Below are 12,527 nucleotides of genomic sequence, written 5' to 3' on the forward strand. Positions count from 1 at the left end.
GAGGGGAGGAAGTCAAAAAACGTTTTAGTATGTACTAGCTAATTATAGCTTAACCGAGTACTTGAATATAAGCGCCAGCACGTAGCTCTTGTAGCCAATCTTCTTTCGCTTGCGGGGCTAGACGTTGGTATAGTGCTTGACGTGCCATAGTACGACGATACTCATTGCTGACATCTTGCTGACGTTTACCTTCAACTTTGAGTATGTGCCAACCAAATTGCGTTTTAAATGGTGCAGAGTAATCACCAACAGCAGTGTTCTTCATCATCGCTTCAAATGGAGCAATCATTTGATCTTCACCGACCCAATCTAGATCACCGCCACGTCCTGCTGAACCAGAATCATCTGAGTACGTTGACGCTAGACTGGCAAAATTTGCGCCATTACGTAGCTGGCTATAAAGATCATTGATTTTTTGTTCAGCAAGAGCGTCAGTTTGTAGCTCATCAACCTTGACTAAGATATGGCTGGTATCCCACTGAGGAACAAGCATGGTATCACTAGATTTTTTATCAGCAAGCTTGATGATATCAATGCCTTCAGGCGTGATTAAAGGTGCACTCACAGCACCTACTTCAAGCTTGGTAATCTCACTAGATAGCTCGGTAGGTAGAGTGGCAGCTTTATGAAAACCCATATCGCCACCTTGTAGTGGGATAGGATAACTGCCTTGACTTGCGGCAATGGCTTCAGCTACATCGACATTGGGCACAAGAAGGCGTGTACGCAGCTTTTGCGCTACTTTTAATGCGTCATTACGCTGTGCTTCTGATAGGCGGCTATAGTCATCTATATAGGGGACGCGGACATGGACGGTCTGATACTCACTTTGATTGAGGCGCTTGGCTTCAGGTGATGCTAAAAATGCATCAATATCTTGCTCACTAATGCGCACGCGATTGGTGATTTGGCGCTGTTGTAAGGCTTGAATCGCTGCATCTTCAATCAGCTGTGCTCGTAAAGTCGCGTAGCTGCCTGCTTGTGCTGAATCTAAACGCTGTTGTAAAGCGGCAATGCTATTGAGACCTTCCGCTTTTGCTATTTGCTCTAAGCGCTTATTAATAGCCGCTTCATCAGGATTTAATCCCACACGTTTAATCAAAGACAGCTGTAATTCACGCAAGATAAGCGAGTTTAATACTTCTGACTGCAACTGTGCCGAGTTGGCAATAGGTTCACCTGCCGCTTTGGCACGTGCCTGAGTCTGAGCAATGGCAGCAACGAGATCACTTTTTAAAATCGCATTGTCATTGACCAATGCAATGATGCCATCTGTACTATTGGCAGGCGTTAAACGAGCCACGCTGTTTTGCTGGGTGGTCGTTGCTTGCACTTTTGCAGGCTTAACAGTTGCTGCCTGGGCGCTGACGCTCAATACAAGCGCGGTCGTTAGTCCCATGGATAGAAATACTGCTTGGCTCGTCTGACGTAAAGAAAAAAATCTCATGATGCTCCTCATCAATGTCATTGCATCGGATGGTAATCGGTTAAATCCACTTGCTATACCTTGGCTATTAAATAATAGTAATAATCAAGGAGCAGCTTTGGTTGTTTATAATCAGGCAAAAACGCTTTTATACCATATACATTGAGCTTGTCTCTGCTGTATTATTAATCTTTCCAAGCACTTTGGACAGGCTCAAAACCTAAAACTTTATCAGCAAGTAGACGTGTTAGACGGCTACTACCGCTACCAAGGCCGTTTAGTCGCACTTCTGCCATAATTGCTTGTGTTGGTTTGTCGTTGGTGTTCAAGTCATTATAGTAACGACGACCATAAACTGCAAAACCAAAGCAACAATCTTCGTAATCGACACCAATCAACGAATCTAGCACTTGATTACGGTTATAGTCATATTGACCTTGAGCCAATACGCGCCAATTATTGTTAATAGGGAAAACTGCTGATGCTGTCAATGCCGACAGTGGTAGCTGGTTGGTGTTTTCATCAGCCTGACGTTTGATAAAGCCCACATTAAATAAGCTGTTGTCAGTTGGCTGATAACGTAGCTCAGTGGTAATATAATTTAAATCGTAGCTGTTGGTCAGTGCGCCGCTCATATCAATCCAGACATTATTATAAGGCTGGGTGCTAGTATCCCAAACCAATCCTGAAGAGGATGAGGTAAAGATAGGTTTTTCTTTATCAAGGGTAACGCGACCATCATCGAGATAAAACTGCTCTGCAATGCTACCATCAAAACGTGTCACGCCCGTTGCATCGATGTAACGATAATTAATGCCTGGGGTAAAGGCATGCAAATCTTGCAAGCGATCATGCCCCAAGAACCAACTGTCCGAAAACAGTTGTTCGTGGTTGATAGAAGCAATACGGGTGTTAAAGTTTGGAATATCGTTTTGGTCTTTAAAAGGCGAGTAGGTATACTTCAAGCGTGGGCTAAGCAAACGATATCCACCTAAAGTATCGTCAAATGCACCAAACGGCGAACCTGCTTGATAAAAATGTAAACCTGCATCAATGCTAGCTTGCGGGACAAACACCGATCGATTGCCATCGTCTGGATCGAGGGTGTTATCTGCTAGACTGTCCTCATCATAAGAGGTAAACAGGTGCTGCAAGCTAAGCTTTGGTTTGATATAACCCCATGAATTCTCCATAGGGTAAGAGGCACTGAGTTTATTATAAAGACGTATGCCACTTTTTTCATTCTCAGAACCATCATCGATGGATTTTTTAAAATAAGCGGAGTCACTCACACCAGTAATATCAAAATTCTTAGCCCAAGGCAGACGATAATCAAGTTTGAGCTGCGGCAGGCGTGAGTAGGGCTTATCTTTATCTTCGAGCGCATCACCATCGTTGTCAAAAGCATCAAGTGTTTGAAAAGATTCGACTTTTAGCTCGCCATCGACATAGTCATTATAATAATTAAGTTGAGCGCGTCTTGGTAAATTTACCGTGCTATCAGACAAACCAAGTGTGTCAAAGTCATACAAATAATCAGAATCTGATACGTAGCTATATTTGAGATCCCCACTCAAACGTGGAATGCTCTTGGATTCCCACGTATGGTCATAAAAAAGACTGCTACGATCTTCATTGCCATACTCTTTATCGTTAGGCAAGTAGGAGCCATTAAAAACACCTTCGCCATAGTTCTCGGTCAAGTAGCGAAATTCACCAGAGAGCATGGGGTTACGAGTGGTATAGATATGAGTGCTTAGTGTGGCGTCGTAGTTGGGTGCCAGATTAAAATAGTAAGGAATATCAACTTCAAGCCCGCTTTCGCTGCTAATGCTTGCATTGGGCAACAAAAAACCACTGCTGCGTCGACTATCGATAGGAAAGTTAAAGTAAGGTAAATAAAATACCGGCACATCAGCGATACGGAAGGTAGTATTGTAGGCTTCACCGCGTCCGGTATCAGTATCTAAGTCGATACTTTTGGCATCAAACTGCCATTTACGATTGGTCGGCGGACAAGTGCTATACATGACCTCGTCCAATTCATATTGGCTCTCATTTGGTCGGTTCAAGCGCTTAGCATAACCATGTGCTTGCAGATCTACACTAGCAAACGCCACATTGGTCGCAGTAGATTGACCCGTTTCGGTATTATAATTTAAATTGTCTGCGACACCGATGAGACCACCTTGCGCTGCTTTATCAGTGAGGCTTGCCTTACTATTTTTCTGAGCAGCATCATTGTTGCCAGTGGCATGGTCAGTAAACATCACTTTACCTTGCGCTGCTGCCACGCCATTACTCAAATCCAAGACGATTTTTTCAGCTTCAATATGCTGAGTGCCTTGGTTAATAATGACATTGCCTGATAGCTCGGCATAATCAACATTATCGTAATAGCCATAATCCGACTCTGCAAAGAGTGGCGCCTGATTATTAGGAAGACTATTTACGTTGGGTGCTGGTTGACCATTACTGGCACCGGCTTCATCGACAGCTCGTTGATAATTGGGGTTTTTCTTAGGAGATATCCATTGACCTTCGCAGCGCTCAGCGCTATCAACAGAGTTTGGCAGCAGTTGCAGATTTCTACCGACAGTTGGAATATTGGTCGTTATAGGGTTTAGACTGTTTTGAGTGGTGCTTTGCATGTCGTTTGCGGTTGCAACATTGGTATCTGGCGTCAGCTCATAAAACTCCGCCAAACGTTTGAGGCTTTCTTGGATACTCTCGTCGTTGGTATCAATTCGGCGACTATTAGCTTTTGAGATGCTGTTTGCACTCACTGGAGCAGCACGGCCATTTTGGCTGGTAGTTGTCCGCTCATTAATCTCAGTAATATTAACATTGCTGTTCTTTAAAGCATCAGTATCTAAAGTAGTATCACTACTCGAACTGGTGTTTGCTACCTGTTGATTATCACTCTGATAGCTAATATCTGGATTGATTTTACTATTAACATCAGTGTTGGCATCAGCAGCATAATAGTTTGAGCTATCAGTGATCAACGGCTCAGGCGTCAGCAGATCTATCTGATTGATAGCCGCGCTGACAGTCAGGCTCGATAAGCCAAGAGCGCCAAATAAAACCAAGCGGATGCTTTGATAAAGCGGAGAATATAACAAGGGCGCACCTATGATTTGTAGAGCCTGTTGAATTGCAATATGTCGTCTATTAAGCCTATTCTAGCCAGCTAAAGCACTTTATACACGAGTAATAAATAATATAATATTAAAAACTGAGACGTTTTACATATAATGATGACTAATCATAGTCAAAAAAAACCAAATCAGCTACACTATTTATCAAATTATCAAAGTTTATTAGATAGCTATTTGTTTTTATAGGAGCTGCTTTTGAGCGAGCTTGTTTTTTAAAGTAAAAATGACTGTACGGCAAGCCTTCACTATTTTAGCAAGTATTTGTACTACTTATCACTCATTTAGTCGTTTACGACTTACATTTAACCTGCGATGCTTTTTATGACCGATAAAACGATTACCGATAAACGAATGTTAGAGCCGACCGTATCTGCTATCCATACTCGCCAGCAGCAACTAGAAGATTGGTTGCGACAAGTGTTCGAAAACCAGCCGTTCAGCCTTGAGAGCTTACCAGGTGATGCCAGTACCCGCCGTTACCACCGTATTCAGTTAGTAGCTAGCAATACGAATGATGAGACAAAAACAGTGCGTTATATTGTCATGGATTCTGCTGACGAGCAAGATGCGATGCAGCAGTTTATCAATGTGGCAAAGCTTATGTCGCATGCCATTAATGTGCCCACGCTGATTGCGCAAGATGTGACAAAAGGCTTTCTGGTCTTGCAAGATTTTGGTGCAGTAGAGTTTGCCCATCTCTTGGTTGGTGCAACGCCTGCGCAAGTAAATGACTACTATCAATTAGCGATGCAGACACTAGTTGCACTGCAACAGATACCGGTAGAGATAGCAATAACTCAGCATCAATTACCTAATTATGATGCCGCAATGCTTAACCGTGAAATGGACTTATTTAGTGAGTGGTTTATTCCACATATTGGCGTGACACTTGATAAAGCCTTGTGGGAAAATCTAAAAGCAGCCTTAATAGAAGAGATTTTATTACAACCGCAAGTCATCGTCCATCGTGATTATCACAGTCGCAATTTGATGCAAGATCAGGCGAACAGTGCGCGTTTAGGGGTGATTGACTTCCAAGATGCGGTGATTGGTGCGCATAGCTATGATTTGGTATCATTGTTACGTGATGCCTATGTTGAATGGTCAGAGACCCAAGTGACACATTGGATTCACGACTTTTGGCAATTACAAAAAAATGCAGGACTGACAACTGCAGACAGTGCTGAGCAGTTTGAAAGTCAGGTCAATATCATAGGCGTACAGCGACATCTAAAAGTGCTTGGTATTTTTATCAGGCTTTATGAGCGCGATGGTAAAAGTCGTTATTTAGCGGATATTCCTAAAGTGATGAGTGACTTTTTGTTTGAATTAGATTGGCTAAGTACGCAAGGTAATGCGCGCCTACAACAAGCTGTATTACCGTTTAATGAATGGGTAAGAGAGAATGTATTGCCTGCTTATCAAACTAAATTTGTGCAGCAATATATTTAACGCCAATATATTCAAAGCTATTGATTATCAGTCGCCTCGTATAAATTTCGCCAAAAATAAGGATTATTTATGTTGGTAATAACGCAAGCCATGATTTTGGCAGCAGGTAAGGGCACGCGCCTGCGTCCATTAACCCTTGAAACGCCAAAACCGTTGGTGGAAGTGGGTGGTCAGCCACTTATTATTTGGCATATTAAAGCACTCAAAGCGGCTGGTATTACTGACATTACGATTAATGTCTCTTGGCTGGCTGATAAGTTGATGGACACGCTCGGCGATGGCGTGCAGTTTGGTGTGCAGCTGCATTGGTCACTTGAAGCAGATGAGCCATTAGAAACAGCAGGTGGTATTTTTAAGGCGCTACAAACTGGGAAGTTAAAAAATGAACCATTTATCTTAGTCAACTCTGACGTATGGACGACATTTGATTTTAGTCAATTAATCACGTATGAGCTAGGCGCAGACCAGCGCGCCCATTTATTATTGATTGATAATCCTGAGCATAATGAGGGTGGTGACTTTGCCGTCAATAATGGTTTGGCAAGCGAGCAAGCGATTGGTGAAGTCGATAAATATACCTTTGCTGGCATCAGTGTCGTGTCACCGCTGTTGGTGGATGGCTTAGTGTCAGGTCAGTCTGCCGCCCTTGGACCGTTACTTAGACAAGCGATGATAAAATTCCAAGTAACTGCTGAGATCATGCCCGATAATTGGATAGACGTTGGCACGCCTGAGCGACTAGAGCAGGTAAATACCTTTATAGAGAATAAAGGTATAAGCGCACATTGCGGTGCTTAACTTGCGATTGGGTATAGCGTTATTTAGAACATAAAGTAATCTAATAAAAACCGCAGCCCTAAGTAATTAGGACTGCGGTTTTTTATGAATAGCTAACGGGATAAATACTTACACACCCATTGCCAATTTAATCAGCTGCGCAATGGTAAAAATCGTCAGAAAACCTGCGATATATAAGCCAATAAACCATGCCCATTGCGATTGTTTTTTACTAAGATTTTTCATGTTTTTCTCCTGAAAACTTAGGTCTTAGAATACTGCTTAATACATATGCTCATGATCCGTTTTTCCCTTAAACGTATAGTAGGCAAAAGCAGTATAACTTAGGATAATCGGCAGCATGATGACCGCACCAACGAGCATAAAGGATAGCGAAGTATCTGCCGCCGCCGCTTCATAAATGGTCATCTGATAGGGAACAATGTAAGGGAATATAGCAAAACATACACCGATATAGCCCATCAAAAATAACGCGACCGTTAATAGAAAGGGACGGTACTCTCGCTCACCTGTCAAGTCTTTACGCATTAAGAAGAATAACAGTACAACAACGATTGGCATCGGAGCTAGATAGAGGATACCTGGTAAGCTGAACCAGCTTTCAATGGCTACGATATCTGAAAGATACATGAATACCGTTACTACTATCATCGCCGCGACCAAAGCAAAAAGCAGCCATTCAGAAACTTTACGCGCCCATACTTGTAAGTTGTGTTCAGTTTTGATGATCAGCCAAGTAGAACCTAGTAACGCATAGCCGATAATCATTGCAAAACCGCAGATGATTGAAAAAGGTGTTAACCAATCGAATGGGCCACCACTATATAAACGATTGCTAGCCTGTAGGCCCTGTATTAAAGCGCCCAACATAAGCCCTTGACAAAAAGTTGCTAACACCGAACCCACAAAGAAAAAACTGTCCCATACATGACGACGTTTATTCGCTTTGAAGCGAAACTCAAAGGCCACACCGCGCATAATAAGTCCGAACAGCATCGCAGTGACAGGCAGATAAAGTCCTGTCATAATAATGCCATAGGCGACTGGGAAAGCAGCAAATAAGCCACCACCGCCAAGTACGAGCCATGTCTCATTACCATCCCAGAAGGGAGCAATAGAGTTCATAATACGGCTACGATTTTTATCAGAACCTGCAAAGGGAAATAGAATCCCACAGCCTAAATCAAAACCATCTAACAAAACGTAAATGAAGACCGATAGAGCAATTAAGCCGCCCCAAATGAGGGGTAAATCTAATACGTCACCAAAGTTAAACATTAGCGTAACCCTCCATCTTCGACGTCATCGGCAGGCTTATCAAGATCTTTTGCTGAATTGCCTTCAGTTGAGTTTGATTCCATATTTTCACTGGCATTACTATCCCCACTTAATGTACGACCTTGACCTTCAGTGATAGAGTGCTCATAGAAGTTATCATCAGCAGGATTCTCATACGGTTGTGGACCCTTTGCAATCAAGCGTAAGATATAAAAACTGCCCGCGCCAAAAACAAAGATATATAACACGATAAAGCCAATCAAGGTAGTGGCGACTTGTTGAGCCGCTACTGGTGACATACTCTCAGCGGTACGAATGACACCATATACGGTCCATGGTTGGCGACCCGTTTCAGTCACGAACCAACCAGCAAGAATCGCAATAAAACCCATCGGTGTCATGACCATCCATGCCCGGTGAAACCATTTGCTTTCAGGGTTATAGTGTTGTTTTTTGAAGTATTTATAGATACTGAATAGGCCGACAAGTACCATTAACGTACCAATAGCAACCATAATCCGGAATGCCCAAAATACAATGGCGACAGGTGGTTGATCTTCTGGTGCCCAGTTTTTAAGGCCTTTGATCTCACCATCTAATGAATGAGTCAAAATCAAACCTGAGACATAGGGAATACTTACTTCGTACTTATTGGTCTGATTTTCTTGATCTGGGATAGCGAATAAACGTAAAGCTGCACCGCGCTCATCTTCCCAAATACCTTCCATCGCGGCAACTTTAGCCGGTTGATGCTCTAACGTGTTTAGACCATGCTCATCACCGATCAACACTTGAGCTGGTGCGACAAAGATAGCCATAATCATCGCCATACCGAGCATAACTTGACCGTGCTTGCGATTTTCAGTGTGTTTCTTGGATTGAATATAATAAGCACCAACACCACCGATAACAAAAGCGGTTGTCAAAAAGGCTGCTGTCACCATATGTGCGAGACGGTAGGGGAAGGAGGGGTTAAATATAATCTCAAGCCAATTGGTGGGATAGAGCAAACCATCAGCGCCTATCATAAAACCTTGTGGCGTTTGCATAAAGCTATTAGCCGACAAAATCCAAGTAGCTGATATCAGTGTACCAATAGCGACAATCGCTGTTGAGGCAAAATGCATGCGTTTGCTAACACGACCCCAACCGAATAGCATAATACCTAAGAAAGAGGCCTCTAAGAAAAAGGCTGTCAATACCTCATAAGCTAATAGTGGACCTATGACGTTACCAGCTTTATCTGAGAATACCGCCCAGTTAGTGCCGAACTGATAGGACATCACGACGCCTGATACGACACCAAGACCAAAGACTACGGCGAATATCTTGACCCAGTGTTTATAAACTTCGGCATAAACAGGATTACCCGTCCTAAGCCAACGGAATTCAAGCACCGTTAAGAAGCTAGCAAGACCAATAGAGAAAGCTGGAAAGACAATATGAAAGGAGATGACAAAAGCAAATTGGATACGCGCGAGCATCAACGCATCCATCTGGTCGATCATAAATGTAGCAAACATAAGCGGTTACCCTTATATTGTAGCTGAATAGCGCTTGCTTCCATGATACGCTGAAGACATTGGTTGTAGCCATCCGTCAATAGAACAATGAATACGATGACCGATAGTCATTTATTATCTGTCTACTATTACAAGTAGGACGATACTTGATCTAAAATGATTAGAGCATGACTATTTAGTTAAAGTAAATAATTTATATCCTTATAAACTATAAATTTGGTCTCTTATGACAGTCTTAAAACATTTTCTATTTCAGTATTATGCGCCTGACAATGCCTGCACGCAAGTTAGGAGAGCTTCTTAATACATACCTATTAGTCATAAATTATTAATAATATAGTTGAGTATTTTTAATATCATAATCATTGTTTAACTAATGCTGTCAATAGATACATAACGGTAATATAAAACAAAACTTATTAATAATAAGTTTTCGCTACAGACTGTAAAAAACCCACCATATGACGCCTTAACTTACTGCTGTAATTGTTGATGTAAGATACGTCGCAGGGTCAAAATCGTTTGTGGGTTTTCTTGAATGCTATGACCGCCATTGATAACTGTCTCAGAAGCAGCGCCCTCAAGATGCGCACTGGTATAAGGCACGATACCATCTGATAAGCGGTCTGTTAATGCTTGGCTAATCTCTTCATTGACAGTGACGGCAGCTACTAGCGCCTGAGTTGGTAAAGCATTTGCCTCGGCAGGTACAGTGTTTGTTGCAACCTCTGCAGCATCTCTTTCATCTGTGCTATCTAGATTATCTGTATTCTCTAAAATACTATTATCGATAGTCGCCACCACACTATCATCCGCTTCTTCTGGAGCTGCCTGAGACAAATCAAGCTTGACTCCTGCCGGTTGCATTTCCGCAAGCCCTCTTGTGATATCCGCATCGTTATTAGCAATTATTGAATGATAAGTAATGCGTTTATTAATATTGATGTCTTTGGTTAATCGGATAAAAGAGGACTTGTCACTCAATTGACTGGCACCATTTTGCAGATACAGCGCCCCTAATGGGTTATTCGCCAAGTCACCTTGGATGGCAATGGTCGCCAAATTATCAGTCACCGTTTTGACTAAGCCTACAGGCAGATAAATAATGCGGCGTAAGGCACGGGCAAACCAACGATCGGCATAGTCAGTACCTTGAAAAGGCGAGGATAAAAAGACGGCGGTATCAAATTGCGGCAGTGCATTTAATTCAAATCGGTTGCGCAACTCCTTATTGGTCAGGGCTTGCTTAAGCATGGCATCGACCTGACGTTGGCTACTATTTGCCAATAGGTTTTTGTCGTCTAAGGCATCCAAATTGTCTGCCAAGTTGTCATCAGACAACATCATACGAGCAATGATGCCGCCCATGCTATGGCTAATAATCACGCTGTTCTTACTGGCAAGATTTGCCCCTGTAGGGTCTGTTTGCTGATAAGTAGCATTGATTAATTTTTGAATTTGATAGCGGTTTTCTAAAATAGGCAGATTGGTCGGATAAAATATTTGCCATACTTGATAGTTATTACGCAATTTCTCGTCATTAAAAATATCGTTGGTCAAATTGACCCACGTTGCCGGACTTGATGCCAGACCATGCAGCATGATAATCACGCGTTTGTTAGGGTCATAAGGCTCAAGCATAAAGAGTTTGGGTAAACTGGCTTCTTTTTGGCGGGTAATAAGGTTTAGATAGCCGACACCATCGAGCTGATTTTCTGCCAACCACAAGCCATAACCGGCAGAGAAGTTGGCGGCCAGTGGATAGTCATCGCCTAAGATAGAGGCGCTCTCGCTGAGATAGGGATTATATAAATGGATATCTAGCTGCTCACTACTTAGGGTGTCGAGTACACTAGTGCCAGTAGGTTTAATCAGCCCCGTCATCAGTAGATGACCAGTAGGATAAATGCGCAGGCTAGCATCTTCTTCTTGAGCATTTTTTGCAGCGTTGCTTGCGCTATTGTTGCCAAGTCTGCCATTAGCAGCTTCTTGGCCGATTTGACCTGAAAGCGAAGAGAGTAATAACTGACGAATAGTGGTGGTATAGCGATCGTCCAATGATGCCACTAAACTAATACCTAAACCCGGTCGTTTGCTGATGGAGTTTAGCCCCGACAAGCGCAGCTCATAAGTAGACACTAAGTCTGCCAGCGCAGAATTTTTCTCATTGGCATTTTTAAGATAGTTATTTTCATTTGGCAAATAGACGTTCAGATGATAATTGTCTACTTGTACTTTCATCACTTTGACTTGATCGGTCGACTGTCCTTTGACGGGTGAGTGATTGGCAATGGCGGCAAGCTCATTACTATCATGCGTGCTGGTATTAGCGGTCGTGGCAAGATGCTCTACTTTTACATTGCGCATCAGTTGATTCATATCGCCTGTTGATTGATAAAGCTGAGTAATAACCTCGTTACTGGCGGCATTATAGATATCTTGAGTTTGGATATCGATATCGCTTGGAATACGGTTTTTTGCCCGCCCGCCGCTTACTTTTTCATCGGCTCCATCAAAGTCATGTGCTAGGCTGTCATAGAATAAGTAGGTATAGCTGGATTTGATGGCGTCAAAGAGACGTTCTTGATAGTCGATTAAACATATCTCGGTTTTGCTCTGCTGCGTTTTAGCTTCAGCATCGTCTAAAGGTGCATTGGCATAATAGGGATCAAGTGGTGGGCGGGTAAGCGCATTGCTACAGCTTTTTGAGGTAGCGAGTTGGCGCGCTTTTGCATAGTGTAACTCTGAAAAGGCGGCCAGTGCTGGGCGGTAGTGCCTATTGAACATGCTGTCAGCAAGCTGCGTTAAGCACAGCTCAAACTGCTGCATACAGGCTTGCTCATTGAGTCCTGCTGACAATAATAATGATGCGGTATCAGTACTTAGCTT

General features: G+C 42.8%; 8 protein-coding genes. 2 read left to right on the top strand and 6 right to left on the bottom strand.

Translation table 11 applies throughout. The features are described from left to right. Positions 1-49 precede the first annotated feature (49 nt). Positions 50-1,447, bottom strand: a complete 1,398-nt coding sequence (locus tag VLN09_RS08545) for a peptidylprolyl isomerase (protein WP_325245582.1) — start codon at positions 1,445-1,447, stop codon at positions 50-52. Positions 1,448-1,611: 164 nt separating this feature from the next. Then, positions 1,612-4,551, bottom strand: coding sequence for an LPS-assembly protein LptD (locus VLN09_RS08550; RefSeq protein ID WP_325245585.1), 2,940 nt, complete (start codon positions 4,549-4,551; stop codon positions 1,612-1,614). A 348-nt stretch (positions 4,552-4,899) separates the two neighbouring features. Here VLN09_RS08550 and VLN09_RS08555 point away from each other — a divergent pair, with 348 nt between their 5' ends. Next, on the top strand, positions 4,900-6,039 hold the full coding sequence (locus tag VLN09_RS08555; protein ID WP_325245587.1) for an aminoglycoside phosphotransferase family protein: 1,140 nt from the start codon (positions 4,900-4,902) through the stop codon (positions 6,037-6,039). 69 nt (positions 6,040-6,108) lie between these two features. Then, entirely contained in the window at positions 6,109-6,837 is a 729-nt protein-coding gene (gene murU, locus VLN09_RS08560; protein WP_325245589.1) for an N-acetylmuramate alpha-1-phosphate uridylyltransferase MurU, read from the top strand. 108 nt (positions 6,838-6,945) lie between these two features. On the opposite strand, the gene VLN09_RS12305 is transcribed toward murU, so the two are convergent. The 4 genes from VLN09_RS12305 to VLN09_RS08575 form a co-directional block, all read right to left on the bottom strand. After that, positions 6,946-7,062, bottom strand: a complete 117-nt coding sequence (locus VLN09_RS12305) for a hypothetical protein (protein WP_020443792.1) — start codon at positions 7,060-7,062, stop codon at positions 6,946-6,948. Between the two features lie 36 nt (positions 7,063-7,098). Beyond that, complete coding sequence (gene cydB, locus VLN09_RS08565) at positions 7,099-8,115, bottom strand: cytochrome d ubiquinol oxidase subunit II (RefSeq protein ID WP_325245591.1); 1,017 nt, start codon at positions 8,113-8,115, stop codon at positions 7,099-7,101. Continuing rightward, positions 8,115-9,638, bottom strand: coding sequence for a cytochrome ubiquinol oxidase subunit I (locus VLN09_RS08570; RefSeq protein ID WP_414709112.1), 1,524 nt, complete (start codon positions 9,636-9,638; stop codon positions 8,115-8,117). The genes cydB and VLN09_RS08570 overlap by 1 nt, the downstream gene beginning before the upstream one ends. A gap of 474 nt (positions 9,639-10,112) precedes the next feature. Further along, on the bottom strand, positions 10,113-12,527 hold a 2,415-nt coding region (locus tag VLN09_RS08575), incomplete at its 5' end, for an esterase/lipase family protein (protein ID WP_414709113.1).

It is taken from the genome of Psychrobacter sp. (genome assembly GCF_035469765.1).
In the GTDB taxonomy this organism is placed as follows: Bacteria; Pseudomonadota; Gammaproteobacteria; order Pseudomonadales; family Moraxellaceae; genus Psychrobacter.